Annotated in this window: 19 protein-coding genes; 5 read left to right on the top strand and 14 right to left on the bottom strand. The window is 76.4% G+C overall.

Annotated features, from left to right (window positions below):
- Positions 1–21: 21 nt before the first annotated feature.
- The 10 genes from JIG38_RS18545 to JIG38_RS18500 all read right to left on the bottom strand — a co-directional run bounded on the left by JIG38_RS18545 (position 22) and on the right by JIG38_RS18500 (position 8951).
- Entirely contained in the window at positions 22–1257 is a 1236-nt protein-coding gene (locus JIG38_RS18545) for an NAD(P)/FAD-dependent oxidoreductase (RefSeq protein WP_199422137.1), read from the bottom strand.
- 46 nt (positions 1258–1303) lie between these two features.
- Complete coding sequence (locus JIG38_RS18540; RefSeq protein ID WP_199422135.1) at positions 1304–2599, bottom strand: MFS transporter; 1296 nt, start codon at positions 2597–2599, stop codon at positions 1304–1306.
- 9 nt (positions 2600–2608) lie between these two features.
- The gene (locus tag JIG38_RS18535; RefSeq protein ID WP_199422133.1) at positions 2609–2995 is read right to left on the bottom strand and encodes a bleomycin resistance protein; all 387 of its coding nucleotides are present in this window, start codon (positions 2993–2995) and stop codon (positions 2609–2611) included.
- 57 nt (positions 2996–3052) lie between these two features.
- Positions 3053–3829: a class I SAM-dependent methyltransferase gene (locus tag JIG38_RS18530; RefSeq protein WP_307844517.1), complete on the bottom strand. Its 777-nt coding sequence runs from the start codon at positions 3827–3829 to the stop codon at positions 3053–3055.
- A 92-nt stretch (positions 3830–3921) separates the two neighbouring features.
- Positions 3922–4407, bottom strand: a complete 486-nt coding sequence (locus JIG38_RS18525) for a GNAT family N-acetyltransferase (RefSeq protein ID WP_199422131.1) — start codon at positions 4405–4407, stop codon at positions 3922–3924.
- 73 nt (positions 4408–4480) lie between these two features.
- Positions 4481–5245: a DUF6796 family protein gene (locus tag JIG38_RS18520; RefSeq protein ID WP_199422130.1), complete on the bottom strand. Its 765-nt coding sequence runs from the start codon at positions 5243–5245 to the stop codon at positions 4481–4483.
- A 47-nt stretch (positions 5246–5292) separates the two neighbouring features.
- The gene (locus JIG38_RS18515) at positions 5293–5625 is read right to left on the bottom strand and encodes a DUF1905 domain-containing protein (RefSeq protein ID WP_307844516.1); all 333 of its coding nucleotides are present in this window, start codon (positions 5623–5625) and stop codon (positions 5293–5295) included.
- Positions 5622–6773, bottom strand: a complete 1152-nt coding sequence (rlmC, locus tag JIG38_RS18510; protein WP_199422128.1) for a 23S rRNA (uracil(747)-C(5))-methyltransferase RlmC — start codon at positions 6771–6773, stop codon at positions 5622–5624. The genes JIG38_RS18515 and rlmC overlap by 4 nt, the downstream gene beginning before the upstream one ends.
- 8 nt (positions 6774–6781) lie before the next feature.
- Positions 6782–7861, bottom strand: a complete 1080-nt coding sequence (locus JIG38_RS18505; protein ID WP_199422126.1) for a glycosyltransferase family 4 protein — start codon at positions 7859–7861, stop codon at positions 6782–6784.
- Between the two features lie 124 nt (positions 7862–7985).
- Positions 7986–8951, bottom strand: a complete 966-nt coding sequence (locus JIG38_RS18500; protein WP_199422124.1) for a S1C family serine protease — start codon at positions 8949–8951, stop codon at positions 7986–7988.
- A 131-nt stretch (positions 8952–9082) separates the two neighbouring features.
- Between JIG38_RS18500 and JIG38_RS18495 the strand changes: the two genes are divergently transcribed.
- The gene (locus tag JIG38_RS18495) at positions 9083–9853 is read left to right on the top strand and encodes a PIG-L deacetylase family protein (protein ID WP_199422122.1); all 771 of its coding nucleotides are present in this window, start codon (positions 9083–9085) and stop codon (positions 9851–9853) included.
- Between the two features lie 6 nt (positions 9854–9859).
- Here JIG38_RS18495 and JIG38_RS18490 read toward each other — a convergent pair whose 3' ends face one another.
- The 3 genes from JIG38_RS18490 to JIG38_RS18480 are packed head-to-tail and all read right to left on the bottom strand — an operon-like array spanning position 9860 to position 11637.
- Entirely contained in the window at positions 9860–10510 is a 651-nt protein-coding gene (locus tag JIG38_RS18490) for an MBL fold metallo-hydrolase (RefSeq protein WP_199422120.1), read from the bottom strand.
- A gap of 10 nt (positions 10511–10520) precedes the next feature.
- Positions 10521–11138, bottom strand: coding sequence for a GNAT family N-acetyltransferase (locus JIG38_RS18485; protein WP_199422119.1), 618 nt, complete (start codon positions 11136–11138; stop codon positions 10521–10523).
- Between the two features lie 4 nt (positions 11139–11142).
- The gene (locus JIG38_RS18480; RefSeq protein ID WP_307844515.1) at positions 11143–11637 is read right to left on the bottom strand and encodes an SRPBCC domain-containing protein; all 495 of its coding nucleotides are present in this window, start codon (positions 11635–11637) and stop codon (positions 11143–11145) included.
- A 115-nt stretch (positions 11638–11752) separates the two neighbouring features.
- Between JIG38_RS18480 and JIG38_RS18475 the strand changes: the two genes are divergently transcribed.
- Together JIG38_RS18475 and JIG38_RS18470 are read left to right on the top strand one after the other, a co-directional pair.
- Positions 11753–12895 carry a winged helix DNA-binding domain-containing protein gene (locus JIG38_RS18475; protein ID WP_307844514.1) on the top strand — a complete coding sequence of 381 codons (1143 nt, stop codon included), beginning with the start codon at positions 11753–11755 and terminating at the stop codon, positions 12893–12895.
- Positions 12896–12940: 45 nt separating this feature from the next.
- The gene (locus JIG38_RS18470) at positions 12941–13624 is read left to right on the top strand and encodes a 4a-hydroxytetrahydrobiopterin dehydratase (RefSeq protein WP_199422116.1); all 684 of its coding nucleotides are present in this window, start codon (positions 12941–12943) and stop codon (positions 13622–13624) included.
- A gap of 16 nt (positions 13625–13640) precedes the next feature.
- Here JIG38_RS18470 and JIG38_RS18465 read toward each other — a convergent pair whose 3' ends face one another.
- Positions 13641–14243, bottom strand: a complete 603-nt coding sequence (locus JIG38_RS18465; protein WP_199422114.1) for a DUF1684 domain-containing protein — start codon at positions 14241–14243, stop codon at positions 13641–13643.
- 60 nt (positions 14244–14303) lie between these two features.
- Here JIG38_RS18465 and dinB point away from each other — a divergent pair, with 60 nt between their 5' ends.
- Together dinB and JIG38_RS18455 are read left to right on the top strand one after the other, a co-directional pair.
- Positions 14304–15521, top strand: a complete 1218-nt coding sequence (dinB, locus tag JIG38_RS18460; protein WP_307844513.1) for a DNA polymerase IV — start codon at positions 14304–14306, stop codon at positions 15519–15521.
- 77 nt (positions 15522–15598) lie between these two features.
- Positions 15599–17659: a putative bifunctional diguanylate cyclase/phosphodiesterase gene (locus tag JIG38_RS18455; protein ID WP_199422110.1), complete on the top strand. Its 2061-nt coding sequence runs from the start codon at positions 15599–15601 to the stop codon at positions 17657–17659.

The following is a 17659-nucleotide window of genomic DNA, read 5'->3' as shown; positions in this document are numbered from 1 at the left end:
GACGCTAGCGCGCCGCGCGGGTCACGCGGGGCCGAGCCGGCGGTGCACCGCCCGCGCGGCCCGCCGCCCCGAGACGAGCGCGCCCTGCTGCGACGCCGTGTCGACGTGGTCGCCGCAGACGAACAGCCCACCGCCGAGCGCGACGGCGTGCCGGACGTGCAGGGGCGGGGGCTGCGCGGGGAGCGCGTCGGGCACGGCCGTGCGCGCGACCTCGCGCCAGCCGGACGTGCCCACGCCGAAGATCTCGCCCGCGTGCCGGCGGACGTCCCCAGACGCGGGCTCGGGGTGGCGCGGTCCCAGCAGGCACGTCGCCTGGACGAGGTGCTGCCCCGGCGGCGCGTACGACGGCGCCGCCGCGGTCATCACGGCCGCGTTGACGACGGGGCCCGCGCGGCGTCCGTCGACCGCGGTCGCGCCGAGGTCCGACGGCGCCTCGTCGGTCGCGAACCAGTGCGTCACCAGGCCCTTCATCCGCGGCGCGGGCAGCCCGGCGAGCTCCGCCGCCGTGCGCGGGTCCGTCGCCACGACGACGGCGCGCGCCGTGCGGTCGCCGGCCGTCGTGCGCACCCGGTGCCCGCCCGACGTCGGCTCCACGCGCTCCACCCGGACGTCCGTCGCGACGTCGAGCCCCTGGGCGAGCTGCCGCGGCACGGCGCCCATGCCCGCGGCCGGGACCCCCGGGGTGCCCAGGGCGAAGGACCGCAGGACCAGCCGGGTGAACGTCGTCGACGTGCTGCCGTCGTCCTCGGCGATGACGCCCGCGAGGAACGGCTCGAGGACCTCGTGCCGCAGCGCGCCGTCGGCCCCGTACCCGCGCAGGGTCGCGCCGCGCGCGGCGTCGGCCCGGCCGAGCAGCGCCCGCACGGGGCCGAGCGCCGGCGCGGCCCACGCGGCGAGCGCGAGCAGCTCGCGCACGTCGGTGTAGCCGCTGCGCAGCGTCGCGAGCAGGTGCGCGGGCTCGCGACGCGGGTCCGCGAGCACCGCGAGCCGGTCCGCGCGGCGCACGAGCACGCCCGCGAACATCGCCCGGAGGTCGAGCGCGTCGACGTCGACGAGTCGCCGCACCGCGGGGTACGCGGGGTTGAGCACCTGGAAGCCGCGGTCGACCGTGAAGCCGTCGACGCGCTCGCTGCGCACGCGGCCCCCGACGTCGTCCGCGGCCTCGAGGACCTGCACCGCGTAGCCACGGTCCCGCAGCGCCCGGGCGCACGCGAGCCCGGCGAGACCCGCTCCGAGGACGAGCACGTCGGTGTCCATCGCTCGACGGTAGGGCGCGTCGGCCCGCTCGGCGCGCGCAGCCCAGCTAGTCGGGCAGCACCGCGCCGGGCGCGGTCTCGGCGGCCGGGCCGGGCGTCGTCTCCTCGGGGAGGTCCGCGGGGTCGGGGAGCGTGGTGAGGAACCGGAACCACCCGAGCGCGGCGACCGCCGCCGCGCCCCCGCCGACGAGCATGGGCGTCGTGAGGTCGACGCGACCGAGCAGCCCGCCGAGGACGGCGCCGAGCGGCATCGTGCCCCACAGGAGCGTGCGCCACGTGCCGTGGACGCGCCCGAGCATCGCGCTCGGGATGAGGGCCTGCCGCAGCGACATGACGAGGACGTTCCACACGGTGATCGCGCCCGCGCTGACCGCGAGCCCGGCGGCCGCTACGACGACGACCGGCACGGCGCCGACCGCGACGAGCGCGAGGCACGCGACGAGGTTGGCGACGGCCATGACGGTGCCCGCGCCGAGCGCGTCCCTGGCCCGCCCGACGACGACGGTGCCGAGGAGCCCACCGACGGCGCCCGCGAGCATGAACGTCCCGAACCACGCCTCGGGCACGGCGAGCCGGTCGAGCACGAAGAGGACCCACGTGGCCTGGCCCGCCGAGTAGCACAGGCCCGTGAACGTGCTGAGGAACCACAGGGTCCGCAGCTGCCGGTGGCCGAGGATGAAGTGCAGGCCGTCGGCGAGCTGACGGTGCCAGGGCACCTGCGGCGCGTCGGCCGCGGCCTCGCGGTGGGTGCCCGCGGCCGCCGTCGGGAGGAGGAACGCGAGCACGGCGCCGACGGCGAACAGGGCCGTGTTGAGGCCGAGCGGGACCAGCACCGCGGCCGCGAGCAGCCAGGACGTCAGCGGTCCCGCGACGAAGTTCTGGAGCACCTGCTCGCCGGCCTCGATCCGCGAGTTGGCGCGGTGCAGGTCGGGCCGCGCGACGACGCTCGGGACGACGGCGCGGATGGCGCCGTCGTAGACCGTCTCGAACGCGCCGTAGACGAAGACGACGGCGTAGAGCCACCAGATGGTCAGTGTGTCGGTCGCGACGAGGACGACGAGGCCGAGGGCGAGGACCGTGCGGACGGCGCTCGCGAGGGCGAGGGCGTGCCGCCGGTCGATGCGGTCGACGAGGATGCCGGCGGGGATCGCGAAGAGCAGCCACGGGAGCAGCGCGGCCGCCGCGATGCCGGCGACCAGCAGCGGGTCGTCGGTGAGCCGGGCGGCGAGCAGCGGAGCCGCGACGCGCGCGATGCCGTCGGCGAGGCTCGACGCGAGGTTCGCGGTGAAGAGGTTGGTGAACGCGGGGCCCAGGCGGCCCCGGCGGTCGACGGCGTCGGGCACCGGCACAGCCTAGGTGGGAGCCCCGGGGCGCAGCGGCGAGCCCACCCGCACGAGGTTGCCGCTCGGGTCGACCACCGCGAGCTCGCGCATGCCGTAGTCGGTGTCGACGGGCGGGACGAGCCGGCTGCCGGTGGCCGGGTCCGGGGTCACGCGGCTTTCCCACGCGGCGTGCACGGCGTCGGCGTCGTCGACGTAGACGAAGCACATGGCCGCGGTGGTGAGCGGGTCGACGTCGGGCATCGCCGTGAAGTGGAGCATCACGTCGCCGCGGCCGACGATGAGGTAGTCCCACTCCTCGGGCGGCGCGCCGCGGTTCTCGAAGCCGAGCCGCTCGTAGAACGCGAGCGTCTCGCGCAGGTCGCGGCTCGGCAGGATCGGGACGGCGTGCTCGGCCATCCGGCCACGGTAGGGCCCCGCGCCCCGGGGTGTCAGCGGGCTGTCCGGGCCCGGGCGTCAGGCGGGCGGGGCGTCGAGGCGGGCGACGAGGTAGCGGGTGCGTCCGGTGGCGAACGCCTCGAAGCCGCGGGAGCCCTCCATCGCCGCGAACCGCCGCATGAGCGGGTGCGCGACGCGGGGGAGCCAGGTCGCGAGGAGGCGCGCCTTGCGGGCGTCGTCGGCCCGGAGCGCCGCGACGACCTGTGGCGTGACGTCGTCGTGCGCCGTGAGGGACAGCCCGCTCGCGCGCAGCGCGTCGAGGGTGGGGCCGACGGCGTCGGCGGGGCGGAAGTCGGCCCAGCAGAACGTCCCGCCGGGCCGCAGGACGCGGCGGACCTCGGCCATGAAGGCGGGCACGGACCCGTAGCAGTGCGAGGACTCGACGTTGAGCACGACGTCGAACGACGCGTCCGGGAACGGCATGGCCTCCGCGTCCCCGCGCACGAAGTCCAGGCCGGGCGCACGCCGGTGCCGTGCGCTCAGCGCGACGGCCGCGGCGGAGAAGTCGAGGCCGACCGTGCGGCGCGGCCGGTGGCGGCGCGCGACCCACTGCGCCCCGCCGCCACGGCCTGAGCCGACCTCGAGCACGTCCCGGCCCGTGAGGTCGGCGCCGGCGAGCGTGCGCTCGTACAGGCCGATGGAGAGCCGGTCCGGCTCGTCGGCGGGATCGAGGGCCAGCGGCGGCTCGCCGTCGGCCGGGGCGTAGCCGTAGTTCATGAACGCCCACTCGGGCCGGCGCACCTGGGTCGCGAGCACCTCGTACGCCGCCCGCCAGCCCAGCCGTCGTCGGTCCACCCGCGTCACGCTAGCCCGCGAGGCGCCCGTCGGCCGACGCCGACCCGCGAGGGCGCGGCTCGGTGGCCGCGGACCCGCACGCCCTGGGTCGTTCACCCCAGGTGGCGTCGACGCCAGACCACGGCGCTGCCCGGCGGCTCGCCCGGCGGGGCGGGCTGCGTCCGGACCACCGCGAAGCCCTCGCGTTCGTAGAACGTCGCGGCCCGGGTGTTCCCGGCGAAGTGCTCGACGTCGACGCTGCGCGCACCGGGCGGGAGCGCGGCGACGGCCTGGCGGAGCAGCTCCACCCCGTGCGACCGGCCCCGGTGCTCCGGGGCGAGGTACAGCTTCCAGATCACCTGGGCGCCGTCGAGCTCACCGGTCTCGCACACGCCCACGACGTCGCGACGCGTCGCGGCGACGTGCACCCGGCCGGCCGCGACGGCGGGCGCCATGCGCTCGCGCGACCACCAGGCCAGCTGCGCCCGTGCCGCGTGCTCCCCGAGGATCGGCGTGTAGTGCAGCGGGACCACGGCCTCGGCGAACGCGAGGATCGCATCCAGGTCGTCGAGCTCGGCCCTCCGGACGTCCACCACCACGACCCACACGGTAAGGGCGACGACCGCCCGTCGGCACGTGCGCGTGCGTCGAGCCGGGTTCGCCAGATCGACCTCAGGGGACCGTCGGTCCCGCCGCGCGTCGATCGCGCCGACGCCGACCCGACGCGGCGGTGACGGCGAAGTACGTCACCAGGCCGATGTTGATGGACGCAGGACGGGCGAACCCGCCGACCGGAGCCGGGAGAGCGCCGAAGCCCAGCAACGTCGCCATCACCGGCGGCAGGGGCGTCACGACCGACTGCCACGCGACGGCGGAGTCGCGGCGGCGCAGCGCGGCCACCGTCAGACTGGCGCTGTAGGCGGCGAGCGCGCCCAACGTCGCAGCGGTGCTGATCGCCAGCAGCGGGGTGACGGAGCGTGGCGCACGGCGGACGTCGTCGGCGGACCCGAGGGCCTCGTCCATCGCCTTCTTGTACGCCAGGATCACCGTGGCGCAGCACTGGTGGGTGAGGACGCCCGCGACCGCGAACACGGTCGCCGACACCTCGGCGATCCGACGCTCACGTCCGGCGGGGAGCGTTCGGCTGAGGCCCCGCAGAGCTCGCCACTGCAGCAGGCCTATGCCGACGTAGCCGGCGAGCGTCCCGGTATGGATGCGACGCACAGGGAGGGCGGCCCCGTTCCACAAGGACCGCCACGTGCCGTCGGCGTCGATGTGCGGAGGGACGCGACCGGCGGCGCGGTCGAAGTCCCGGCCGGAGCTGGGCCGGCCGAGGATGAGGACGTCCCCGACCGCGGACAGGAGGGCGCCGGCCACGCCGACCAGGGCGAGGCCACGGCGGCCGGCGGGTCGCTGGGCGGCAGTCGGTCTGACCACGACGGCATGCTAGCCGCGACGGCACCGCGGTCGAGGCGGCGGTCCTCTCAGAGGTCGACCAGCGTCAGCGTCACGTGCGCGGTGTCTCCCGCCTCGACGCCCTCGGCCTTGCGGACGGCCTTCTTCACGGGGAGCACGTAGGTCCCGGACGAGCTGCTGGGGAAGATCGACGTCCGCCACGTCGTCGTCCCGACGAGCACCTCGACGCGCACCGAGCCGAAGCCGCGCTCGACGGGGCCGGCGACGTCGGCGATCTCGTCGGCCACGTCCGTCGGCAGGCTCACGAAGGTCCAGCTGTCGGCCTGGCGCGCCGACCAGAGCCACAGCGGCGCGTCGAACTCGAAGGTCACGGTGGGGCCGCCCGGGGCCTGGTCGCTCACGCCGCCACGGTAGAGCCCGCCGCCGACACGCGGCGCAGCAGGACCACGACCTCGTAGTGCGTCGTCTGGGGGAACATGTCGAGCACGCGCCCGCGCACGGGCACGAGCGACGGCATGGCGCGCAGGTCGCGCGCGAGGGACTCGGCGTTGCAGCTCGAGTAGAGGACGTGCTGCACGGTCGACGCCTCGAGCCAGCCCGCCAGGTCCGCACCGATGCCGCGCCGCGGCGGGTTGACGACGACGAGGCCGGGGCCGTCGGGGTGCGCGAGCGCGAACGCCGTGGCGTCCGCGGCCTCGAACCGGACGCCCGCGAGCCCGGCCTCCGCGCGGCTCTGCTCGGCGCTCGCGACCGCCTCGACGCTCGTCTCGATGCCGACGACGTCGCGCCCGGGAGCCGCGCAGTGCAGCGCGAAGCCCCCGACGCCGCAGTACAGGTCCCACAGCGTCCGGGGCGCGAGCTCGTCGACCCACTCCCGCGCCTGCCGGTACACGGCGCGCGCGACGGTCGTGTTGGTCTGGAAGAAGCTCTGCGGCCGCAGGTGCAGGACGACGTCGTCCAGCCGCATGGGCAGGGACTCCTGCGCCGTCAGCGGGATCTCGCGGTCGCCCTCGAGCACCGCCTTGTGCTCGGGCTGGACGTTGAGCGACGCCACGCGGAGCGCGGGCACCTCGGCCAGCAGGGCCGGCAGGTGCTTGCGCAGCCGGGCGAGCGGCTCGGTGGACCGGCAGACGAACCGCACCATGAGCTCGCCGTCGGGCGACTCGGTGACGAGCAGGTACTTGAGCTCGCCGCGGCGCGACGCGACGTCGTAGGGCGCGAGGCGCGCCGTGGTCACGAACGCGGCCAGCCGGGGGAGCGCGGCGCGGATCGCGGGCGTGTGCAGCCCGCAGCGACGCAGGTCGACGACGTGTCCGGTCGCGTCGAGGATGCCGACCGCCGGCGCGTCCGCGGTCCCGCCGACGACCATCTTGGCCTTGTTCCGGAACCCCGACTCGGGGCTGCGCACGGGCGGCAGCCACGCGAGCGCCGGGTGCTCGGCGAGCAGGTGCCGGCAGTGCGCCTCCTTGCCCGCGAGCTGCTCCTCGTACGGCTGCCCCATGAGGGCGCACGAGCGGCAGACGGTCGCGTCGAAGTAGTCGCACCGCATGGGCGGGCTCAGCCCCGGACGGCCTCGCGCAGCAGCACGCGGACCGGCCGGCGCGACGTGTGCGCGGTCCAGTGGTCGTAGAGGTCGACCATGCGCTCGGCGATCGCCTCGCCCGCGTACCGGCCGACGGCGGCCTCCGCGCGGCGTGCCGCCGACCGCCGGAGCGCCGGGTCGTCCCGCAGGGCGGCGAGGTGGGCGACGAAGCCGTCGACGTCGGGCGCGCCGAGGAAGGCCTGGTCGGACCCGAAGACGCCCGTGAACACGGGCAGGTCGCGCATCACGAGCGGCAGCCCGGCGAACGCGGCCTCGACCGGCGCCATGCCGAAGGTCTCGTGCCGGGACGGGAAGAAGAACGCGTCGGACGCCCAGCAGTGCCGCGCGACCTCCTCGCGCGTCTTCTGGCCGGCGAAGAGGACGTTGGGCGGGGCCTCGGCGACGACGCGGCGCATGCGCGCGCGGCCGTCCGAGAGCGCGCCGAAGAGGCAGTCGCCGAGCCAGATGAAGCGCACGTCGGGCATGCGCCGAGCGCACTCGACGAACTCCTCGACGCCCTTGCGCGGCTGGAGCTGGCCCACGCTCAGCACGGCGAAGTCGTCCGCGGCCAGGCCGAGGTCGGCGCGCGCCGACGCCCTGCCCTCGGCGGTCGGGCGGAACGTCTGGGTGACCACGGCGTTCGGCACGACGACGACGGGCGTGCTCACGCCCATGTCGCGGACCTCGGCCGCCGCGGCGTCGCTCACGGCGATGACGACGTCGGCGACGTCGTAGAGCTTGCGCAGGTACGCGGTGAAGACGCCGCCGTAGAGCCGCACCCCGTTGAGGCTGCCGCGCAGCGAGCCGGGCGTCACGTGCGCGGAGACGACGCGCAGCCCGCGGTGGCGCAGCATCCGCCCGAGGCTCGAGGGCCCGACGGTGTGGACGTGCAGCACCCCGTCGCGCCAGTCCTCGTTGACGCCCACGTGGTGGCCGAGCCGTCGCTGCGCTGCGACGAGGTCCGTGAACGCGGTGTGCACCCCGTGGCCCTGCACGGAGTGGACGCTCTCGGAGTAGTGGTTGATGCGGGCCGACTCGGTCGGTCGTGTGGTCACGGGAGGTGAGCCTAGGAGATCGGGACCGGGATCCGGGTCCTACGTGCGGGTGACGCGTCGGGCGCGCCGGTCCACCCCGCGCACGACGTGCCCGCACGGACCGCGTGCGGGCACGTCGCGCCGGTCAGGCGTCCGTGAGCTCGCGCGGCTCGGCGACGACGTCGACGAGCGCGCCGTTGCGCCACACCGTGACCTCGAGCCGCCGCCCGATCGCGCCCTCGACCATGAGCCGCTGGACCGCGGTGCTCGTCGCGACGGAGCCGCCGTCGACCGCGACGACGACGTCGCCGCGGCGCAGCCCCGCCAGCGCGGCCGGGCTCCCGGGCACGACGGCGGAGACGCGCAGGCCGTGCCGGCGCCCCAGGCGCGCGGCGAGGTCGGGCGGGAGCGGCGCCTGCGCGCCGACGATGCCCAGCCAGGCGCGCCGCACGCGCCCGTGCGTCATGAGCGTGTCGACGATCTCCTGCGTCGTCGCGTTCACGGGCACCGCGAGGCCCACCCCGATGCCCGCGACGGCGGTGTTGACCCCGACCATCCGGCCGGTGCTGTCCGCGAGCACGCCGCCGCTGTTGCCGGGGTTGAGGGCCGCGTCGGTCTGGATCACCTCGTCGACGACGCGTCCGGCGCGCGTGGGGAGCGACCGCCCCAGTGCGGAGACGATGCCGGCCGTGACGCTGCCCGCGAGGCCGAGCGGGTTGCCGAGCGCGACGACGAGCTGCCCGACGCGCAGGCGTGCCGCGTCGCCGAGCTCGACCGGCGGGGGGACGTCGTCGCGCGCGAGCAGGACGGCGAGGTCGCTCAGCGCGTCCCGGCCGACGACGTCGGCCCGCGTCTCGGTGCCGTCGCCGAACGTCGCGGTGGCGTGGTCCGCGCCCTCGACGACGTGCGCGCTCGTGAGCAGGTAGCCGTCGGTCGTCACGACGCTCGCGCTGCCGCTGCCGGCGCCCAGCGGGGTCCGGACGAGCAGGCTCGCGACCGCCGGGAGGACGCGCTCGGCGACGCGGACGACGGCCGAGGAGTAGGCGTCGAGCGCGTCGCGGTCGCGACCGGCCGGCTCGTCGCGCTCGGCGTGGTCGGGGGAGAGGCTCATCGCCCCATGAGAACCCCGCCGCGGGCGTCCCGACCCCGGCGTTCACCCAGGGCGCACCGCGGCGGCCTCGCTACGCTCGCGTCACGGGCACCGGCGCCCGCGCGGCACCCCCGCCCGCTCTGGAGGACCTCATGGCGCAACGACCCGGCGAGACCCTGCCCCGGCTGCCCGACGACGCCTTCCGCCGCGTCCTGTGCGTCGTCGCCCACCCCGACGACGTCGAGTACGGCGCCTCGGCCGCGGTCGCCGTGTGGACGTCGCGCGGCGTCGACGTCTCCTACCTCCTGCTCACGCGCGGCGAGGCCGGGATGGACGGGACGGAGCCCGAGGACGCGGCCCGGCTGCGCCACGGCGAGCAGCTGGCCGCGGGCCGCGAGGTCGGCGTCACCGACATCGAGATCCTCGCGCACCCGGACGGGATGCTCGTCTACTCGCTCGACCTGCGGCGGGACATCGCGCGCGCGATCCGGCGCACGCGCCCCGACGCCGTCGTGGTCACCGCGTGGGACGTCGAGTTCGTCGCGGGGCTCAACCAGGCCGACCACCGCGTCGCGGGCCTCGCGGCGCTCGACGCGGTGCGCGACGCGGGCAACCGCTGGGTGTTCCGCGAGCTGCTCGACGAGGGGCTCGAGCCGTGGTCGCCCCGGTGGGTCCTCTCGTCCGGCGACACCCGGCCGACGCACGGCGTCGACGTCACGGGCGAGCCGGTGCAGGCGGCGGTGCGGTCGCTCGAGGCGCACGGCGCCTACCTCGCGTCGATCGAGGGCCACCCGCCGGCGCGCGTGCTCGTCGAGGGCGTCACGGGCATGCAGGGACGCCTGCTCGGCACGGCCAACGGCGTCGTCTTCCGCGTGTGGGACCTCCAGGCGCGCCCGCCCCTCGGGGAGGGCGACGAGGGCTGACGCGCGTCAGGGGAGCGGCACCACGGTCCCCGGCGGCACGCGCACGAACGGCACGCCTGTCCCCGGGCCCTTGTCACCGAGGAAGTTCGTCACCATCGCCTGGCCGACGCCGTCGCTCACGCCTGCGTCGTGGATCGCGATCGCCCGGTCGGGGTGGACGGCGCGGATCCAGTCGACGAGGTCGGCCATGCGCGTCCACGGGCCGAAGACGGGGACGAGCAGGACGTCGACGGGCACGTCGGGGACCGTGAGCGCGTCGCCCGGGTGGAACACCGACGTGCCGCCGGCGGTGACGAGGAACCCGACGTTGGCGGGCGCGGTGACCTCGGGGTGGATGGGGGCGTGGTGCTCGCCGAGCACCCGCACGTCGAAGCCCGCGGTCGTGAAGGAGTCGCCCGGCCCGACGACGTGCACCTGGTCGGGCACGCCGAGCGCGTCGGCGACCTGCGCGGTGGTGCGGAGCTCGAGCACCGGGTCGTCCGCGAGCGCGGCGCGCACCGCGTCGACGTCGAGGTGGTCGACGTGGCCGTGGGTCACGAGCAGGCCGTGCGCGCCGGTGAGCACGTCCTGGGAGCCGAAGCTCCCGGGGTCGACGACGAGGCGGCGGCCGTCGTGCTCGAGGGCGACGCAGGAGTGGACGTGCTTGACCAGGCGCATGGGGGCATCCTCACGCGACCGGCGAGGTCCCGCCAGGGATCGAGGTCCCGCGTGCCGCGGCCCACTCCTCGCGGGTCAGCGCGTACTCGACGTCGCCCTGGTCGTCGCCGGGGATCGGGTACGGCCAGTCCGCGTGGAACGTGCGCACGCGCCGCAGGCCGGCCTTCTCCAGGACGCGGCGCGACGCGACGTGGACCACCATCGTCTCCGCGACGACGCGCCGGGCGCCCATCCGCTCGAAGGCGGCGTCGACCAGCGCGCGCGAGCCCTCGGTCGCGAGGCCGCGACCCCAGGCGCTGCGCCGGAGCCGGTAGCCGAGCTCGGGCTCGTCGGCCGGGTGCCCCTCGCCGGGCCGCAGGTGGAACCAGCCGACGAACTCGCCCGTGGCGCGCTCGACGGCCTTCCAGAACCCGTAGCCGGCCGCGAACCGCTCGGGGTAGGCGAGGAACGCGGGCAGCACCTCGTGCACCACCTCCGCGCGGCTCGTCGGGAGGCCGCCGGTGATGAAGTGCGTGACCGCCGGGTCCGCGTCGAGCTCGACGAGCAGGTCGACGTCGTCGGCCGTGAAGTCGACGAGGTCGAGCCGCTCCGTGTGCAGGTCGCGCGGGCCCGGGGCGTCGGGCGTCATCGCGTCAGCCCGCCGTGCCGCGCCGGCGCTCGCGCTCGGCGACGGTCCGCAGGCCGTCGAGCATCGACGACCAGTTCGCCGCCGAGTGCTCGGCCTCCTCCGCGCTCGCGTTGTTGTCCTGCTCGAGCCGGACGACGCACGCGTCCGCGCCGTCGTCCTCGAGCGTCCAGGTGAGGGTGTGGTAGCTCTCGGGCACGTCCGGCTGCCCGCTCATCGGGCTGTAGTGCGTGACGACGAGGCGCCGCCCCGGCTCGACCTCGAGCACCTCGCCGTGGTCCTCGAAGGGCGTGCCCTCCCACTCTCCGCGCCACGCGATCGGGCTCCCGACCTGCCAGTCGGTGACCGTCTCGGCGCCGAACATGATCTCGGGCCGGGACCCCGGCGCCGTCAGCACGCGCCACACGTCGTCGCGCGTCGCCGCGACCCTGGTCTCGACCGTCGCCACGTGCCCGACCACGACGTCCTCCGCTCCCGGCCGCGTGCGCAGCGGCCCGGTCACCTCGAGCGTGCCACCGCGTCCCGACGGCGTCGAGGTGCGGCTGCGCGCGGCGGGCGGCGCCGGGCCTGGTCGGCATCGGGTCCGTCGGGCACAGTGGCGCCGTGGGCGGGTGCGCGTGAGGCTGGACGACGACGAGCTCAACCGCGCGACGCTCGCGCGCCAGCTGCTGCTCGACCGCGCGCGCCTCCCCGTGCCCGACGCGGTGCGTCGCGTGCTCGCCCTCCAGGCGCAGCACCCCGCGTCGCCGTACCTCGCGCTGTGGAACCGCGTCGCGGACCTCGACCCGGCCGCGGTGGACGCGGCCTTCGCCGACGGCACGCTCGTCAAGGCGACCCTCCTGCGGGTCACGCTCCACGCCGTCCACCGCGACGACCACGCGATGCTGCACGCCGCGCTGCTGCCGACCCTGCGGGACGCGCGCCTCGCGCACGCGCGCTCCCTGCGGAGCGGGCTCACCGCCGAGCAGGCGGACGCCCTCGTGCCCGGCCTGCTCGCGCACGCCGCCCGGCCCCGCCCGATGGCTGACCTCGTCGCGTGGGTCGAGGCGGCGGTCGGCCCGCCCGAGGACGTGTGGTGGGCGCTGCGGCGCTACGCGCCGCTGCGGCACGCGCCCAGCGGCGGGCCCTGGTCGTTCGGCGCCCGGCCCGCGTTCGTCGCGTCCGGGCTGCCGGCGGCACCCGCGGACGCCGGCGCCGTCGCGGCCGCCCTGGCGACCCTCGTGGTCCGCTGCCTCGAGGCCTTCGGCCCGGCGTCGGTCGCCGACGTCGCACGCTTCACGCTCGTGCCGCGGCCCCGGGTCCGGGACGCGGTGACCGCGCTCGGGGACGCCCTCGTCCGGCTCGAGGGACCGGACGGCGCGGTGCTCCACGACGTCCCCGACGGGCTCCGCCCGCCGGCCGGGACGCCCGCGCCGCCACGCCTCATGGCGATGTGGGACAGCACGCTGCTCGCGTTCGACCGACCGCGCGTCGTCCCGCCCGCGTACCGGGCGGCGGTGGTGCGGACCAACGGCGACGTGCTGCCGACCCTGCTCGTCGACGGCCGGGTCGCCGGGGTGTGGCGGTCCGTCGACGGCGGCGTCGAGGCGACGTCCTTCCACCCGCTGCCCGACGACGCGTGGGAGGGCCTCGCCGCGGAGGCGCGCGGGCTCGTCGCGCTCCTCGCGGGGCGCGAGGCGCGGCCCTACGGACGGTACGACCACTGGTGGGCCAAGCCCGGGTGGCCCGACGAGGGCGAGGTGCGGCTGCTGCCGGGCTGAGCCGGGTGCCTTCCCGGCGTCGTCGGCCGGGTCTACCGTCGGGCCATGACGGACACGATCAGCCCGCGGGCCTTCCACGCGTCCGACGGCGTCGAGGACTGGCGCGTGCTCGGCGAGGGCGCGTGCGCGTTCTTCCGCACCGGCTCCTTCGCGGCCGGCGCCGGCCTCGTGCAGGCCATCAGCGAGATCACCGGCCTCGACGACGACCACCCGGACGTCGACGTCCGGTCCGACGGCGTCGTCGTCCGGCTGGTGCACGCGTCGTCCGACCACTTCGGCCTCGTGCCCCGGCACGTCGAGCTGGCCCGGCAGATCTCCGCCGTCGCGCGCGAGCTCGACGCACCGGCCGAGCCCGGCCGGCTGCACACCGTCCAGCTCTCGGTCGACGCGATGGTCATCCCCAAGGTCCTGCCGTTCTGGCGCGCCGTGCTCGGGTACGTCGCGCGCGCGGACAGCCCGGAGGAGGACGCCGTCGACCCGCTGGGCCGGGGCGCGCCGCTGTGGTTCCAGCAGATGGGCGACCCGCGCCCGCAGCGCAACCGGCTCCACGTCGACGTCTGGGTGCCGCACGACGAGGCCGACGCGCGCGTGGCGGCCGCGCTCGCCGCGGGCGGCCACCTCGTGACCGACGCGCACGCGCCGTCGTGGTGGACGCTCGCGGACTCCGAGGACAACGAGGTCGACGTCTGCACCTGGCAGCCCTCGCTCCAGGGACGCGCGGACGCCTGACGCGTGCCTGCGCCCGCTACGGCAGCGGGACCTCGACGTACTGCTCGCCCGCGACGACGGGCACCTCCAGCCGGTTCCCGGGCCCCGCGAGCGGGCACGCCCACGCCGGGTCGTAGGCGCACGACGGCTGGTAGGCGAAGTTGAGGTCGACGACGAGCGCGTCCCGGTCGCCGCCGAGGTCGGCACCCTTGACCGTGTCCAGCAGGTAGCGGCCGCCGCCGTAGGACCCGGGCGCCGGGTCCCGCACGGGCAGGAAGAGGCCGCCGCCGTACGAACCGAGCCACCAGACGTCGAGCGAGCCGACCCCGAGGTGCACGCGCCCGACGAGCTCGAACGGCACGACGCCGTCGGTGCCCGTGGTGACGTCCCACCGCCGCGGCTCGACGTCGCGGTCGACCGGGACGACGAAGCGCAGGGCAGGGTCGTAGGGCGCGACCACAGGACCGGGCCACGCGTCGCGGAACACCGGGGCGACGGGCGACGCGGGGTGCGTCCGCAGCAGCGCGGCGCGGCCCTCCACCCAGGCGCCGTGCGCGTCCGCGGGCGACGCGGTCGCCCGCACCTCGCGGTAGAGCGCCGTCACGCGCCGGCGCCAGTCGACCACGTCGAAGGAGTCCATCCGCCGACGCTATCCCGCCCCCCCGCGGGCGTGTCGGTGGTCGGGCGGAGCATGGCCGCCGTGACCGACCCGCCGGGACCCGCGCGCCGCGCGACGATCCTGCACGCCGACCTCGACGCGTTCTACGCGGCCGTCGAGCAGCGCGACGACCCGCGGCTGCGCCACCGGCCGGTCGCCGTCGGCGGAGGCGTCGTGCTCGCGGCGTCGTACGAGGCGAAGTGGCGCGGAGTCCGGACCGCCATGAGCGGCCGTGAGGCGCGCGCGCTCTGCCCGGGGCTCGTCGTCGTGCCGCCGCGGTTCGGGGCGTACCTCGAGGCCAGCCGCGCGGTGTTCGACCTCTTCCACCGGACGACGCCGCAGGTCCAGGGCGTGTCGATCGACGAGGCGTTCCTCGACGTCGGGGGCCTGCACCGGATCGACGTGCCGCCGGCCGCGATCGCCGCCCGCCTGCGCGCCCAGGTCCGGGACGAGGTCGGGCTGCCCATCACCGTCGGCGTCGCCCGCACGCCGTTCCTCGCCAAGGTGGCGAGCCGCGTGGCGAAGCCGGACGGGCTCATGGTGGTCCCGCCCGACGACGAGGAGGCGTTCCTCCACCCGCTGCCCGTCGAGCTGCTGTGGGGCGTGGGGGAGGTGACCGCGCGCAGGCTGCACGGCTACGGCCTGGTGACCGCGGGCGACGTCGCCGCGCTGCCGCAGCAGGTGCTCGTCGGGCTGCTCGGGCCGGCGGCCGGGCACCACCTCTTCGCGGTGGTCCACGGGCGCACGCCCGAGCGCGTCGTCACGGGGCGTGCGCGCGGCTCGATCGGCGCGCAGCGCGCGATCGGCCGGGGTCCCCACGACGACGCCTTCGTCCGCGCGGCGCTGCTGGGCCTCGTCGACCGCGTCGGGCGCCGGCTGCGCGCGGCGCACCGCACGGCCCGGACCGTCGTCCTGCGCCTGCGGTTCGCGGACTACACCCGCGCGACGCGGTCACGGTCGTTCGCGCACGGCACGGCGTCGTCCGAGGAGCTCGCGGCGACGGCCGCGCACCTGCTGGACGAGGCGTCGGCGCTCGTCCGCGACCGCGGGCTGACCCTCGTCGGCGTCGCGCTCACCAACCTCGCGAGCGACGCCGTCGTGCAACCCACGCTCGACCTCGCGGCCGCGGGCCGTGGCGGGCTGGACGCCGCCGTGGACGCCGTCGCGGACCGGTTCGGCACCCGCGCGGTGACGCGTGCGAGCCTCCTGCGGCCCGGTGAGGGCATCGCCGCACCCCTCCTGCCGGACGACCTGGCGTGATCGCGGGATGGCGGCAGGACCGGGCCGCCGTCATCCTCGTGGTGTCCGGTGACCCGTGACCGACGCGAGGGAGGCACGTGCACGAGGAGGCAGCACGTCGGGCGGGCCCCGCCCTGTTCGAGCACTGCGTCGACGCGGTGCTCATCACGTCGCCGGACGGCCGCACGCACGCGGCGAACCCCGCCGCCTGCCGCCTCCTCGGCTGGACGGAGGAGGAGATCTGCGCGCTCGGGCGCGGCGGGCTCGCCGACCTGTCCGACCCCCGGTGGCGCGAGGCGATCGAGGCACGCTCGCGCGACGGCTCCTGGCGCGGCCTGCTCCGCATGCACCGCGCGGACGGCTCGACCTTCGAGGCGGACCTCTCCACCGCCGTCTTCACCGATGCCGACGGTGCGGAGCGGGCCTACGCGCTGTTCCGCGACGTCTCGGCGCAGGCGGGCCTCATCGAGCAGGCGGCGACGGTGGTCGAGGTCGTCGAGTCGATCTCCGAGGCGTTCCTCGCGGTCGACGCGGAGTGGCGTCTGCGGTACATGAACACCCCGGCCCAGGAGGCGCTGCGCACCCGGTGGTCGGACGCGCGCGGCAAGGACATCTGGGAGCTCTACGCGCCGTCGCGGGGGACCGAGATCGAGCGGCGCCTCCGCCGCGTCATGCGCACCCGTGAGGCCGACGTGTTCGAGGGGTTCGACCCGCACTTCCGTCTGCACGTCGAGGTGCGCGCGAGCCCGCTCCGCGGCGGCGGGCTGAGCATCTCGTTCCACGACATCTCGACGCGCCACGAGGCCGCGCAGGAGCGGGAGCGCCTCCTGACGTCGGAACGGGAGGCGCGGTCCGCGGCGGAGGCGGCCCAGGACGAGCTCCGCCACCGCGCGAGCCACGACGAGCTGACCTCCCTGCTCAACCGCACGGGGCTGCTCGAGCGCTTCCGCGAGGCCGTCCAGCGCACGGGCGCCGCGACGACGTCGGTCGTCTTCGCCGACCTCGACCGGTTCAAGCTGGTCAACGACAGCCTCGGGCACGCGACGGGGGACCTCGTGCTCGCCGAGGTCGCCGGCCGCCTCGCGGCGCTCACGCCACCCGGCGCGCTGCTCGCCCGCTTCGGCGGGGACGAGTTCGTCAGCGTGCTGTTCGACGCCACGACCGCCGAGGTCGACGCCTTCGCCGCGTCGGTGCTGCGCGCCGCCAGCGATCCCGTGCAGCTCGGCCACCGCTCGCTGCACGTCGGGGCGAGCGCGGGCATCAGCCGGGTCAGCGGCCCGCCGGACCTCGGCGCGCTGCTGCGCGAGTCCGACGCCGCGCTCTACCGGGCGAAGGACGCCGGCCGTGAGCGCGCCGCGTGGTTCGACGAGAGCGTGCACACCGGCCTCCTCCACCGGGTCGAGACCGAGCGGGGCCTGCGGGCCGCGATCGCGGACGCCCAGCTCGCCCTGCACTTCCAGCCCGCCTTCGACGTCACCTCGGGCGAGGCGGAGCACGTCGAGGCGCTCGTACGGTGGCGGCACCCGTCGCGCGGGACGGTCCTGCCCGGCGAGTTCATCGGCGTCGCCGAGGAGTCGGGCCTCATCGAGCCCCTCGGGCGCTGGGTGGTCGAGGAGGCGACGCGCCAGCTCGCACGCTGGCAGGACGTGCCCGACCTGCGGGTATGGGTCAACGTGTCCCCGCGTCAGCTCGCCTCCCCGTCGTTCGCGGACGGTCTCGGCGAGACCCTGGCCGCGGCCGGGGTGCCCGCGCACCGTCTCGGGATGGAGGTCACCGAGTCCGCGTTCGCCGACGACGCCGACCTCGCGGCCCAGGTGCGCGAGGTCCGGGCGCTCGGCGTGCACGTGGCGATCGACGACTTCGGCACCGGCTACAGCTCGCTCGCGCGGCTCACGCAGGCGCCCGTCGACGTCATCAAGGTGGACCGGTCCTTCGTGCACGGCGCGCAGGAGCCCCACGGCTACGCCGTGCTCCAGGGCATCGTGCAGCTCGCCCACTCGCTCGGCGCCGCAGTCATCGCGGAGGGCGTGGAGACGAAGCACCAGCTCGAGCAGGTCGTGCGCGCCGGGTGCGACTGGGCGTCCGGGTACCTCCTGGCGCGGCCCAGCGACCCGGGCGACGTCACGTGGCGCGTCCCGGGCGACGTGCGGGTTCCCTGA

The sequence above is a fragment of the Actinotalea solisilvae genome (assembly GCF_016464425.1).
Lineage (GTDB): Bacteria > Actinomycetota > Actinomycetes > Actinomycetales > Cellulomonadaceae > Actinotalea > Actinotalea solisilvae.
This window is presented reverse-complemented; position numbering and strand designations above follow the sequence as displayed.

What these genes read in the sequence shown, in the direction of transcription:
- JIG38_RS18485 (WP_199422119.1), bottom strand. Translation starts at nt 11,138, where the DNA reads ATGACGCCCGACGCCCCGGGCCCGCGCGACCTGCACACGGAGCGGCTC.
- JIG38_RS18465 (WP_199422114.1), bottom strand. Translation starts at nt 14,243, where the DNA reads ATGGACTCCTTCGACGTGGTCGACTGGCGCCGGCGCGTGACGGCGCTC.
- JIG38_RS18470 (WP_199422116.1), top strand. Translation starts at nt 12,941, where the DNA reads ATGACGGACACGATCAGCCCGCGGGCCTTCCACGCGTCCGACGGCGTC.
- rlmC (WP_199422128.1), bottom strand. Translation starts at nt 6,773, where the DNA reads ATGCGGTGCGACTACTTCGACGCGACCGTCTGCCGCTCGTGCGCCCTC.
- JIG38_RS18545 (WP_199422137.1), bottom strand. Translation starts at nt 1,257, where the DNA reads ATGGACACCGACGTGCTCGTCCTCGGAGCGGGTCTCGCCGGGCTCGCG.
- JIG38_RS18500 (WP_199422124.1), bottom strand. Translation starts at nt 8,951, where the DNA reads ATGAGCCTCTCCCCCGACCACGCCGAGCGCGACGAGCCGGCCGGTCGC.
- JIG38_RS18535 (WP_199422133.1), bottom strand. Translation starts at nt 2,995, where the DNA reads ATGGCCGAGCACGCCGTCCCGATCCTGCCGAGCCGCGACCTGCGCGAG.
- JIG38_RS18490 (WP_199422120.1), bottom strand. Translation starts at nt 10,510, where the DNA reads ATGCGCCTGGTCAAGCACGTCCACTCCTGCGTCGCCCTCGAGCACGAC.
- JIG38_RS18495 (WP_199422122.1), top strand. Translation starts at nt 9,083, where the DNA reads ATGGCGCAACGACCCGGCGAGACCCTGCCCCGGCTGCCCGACGACGCC.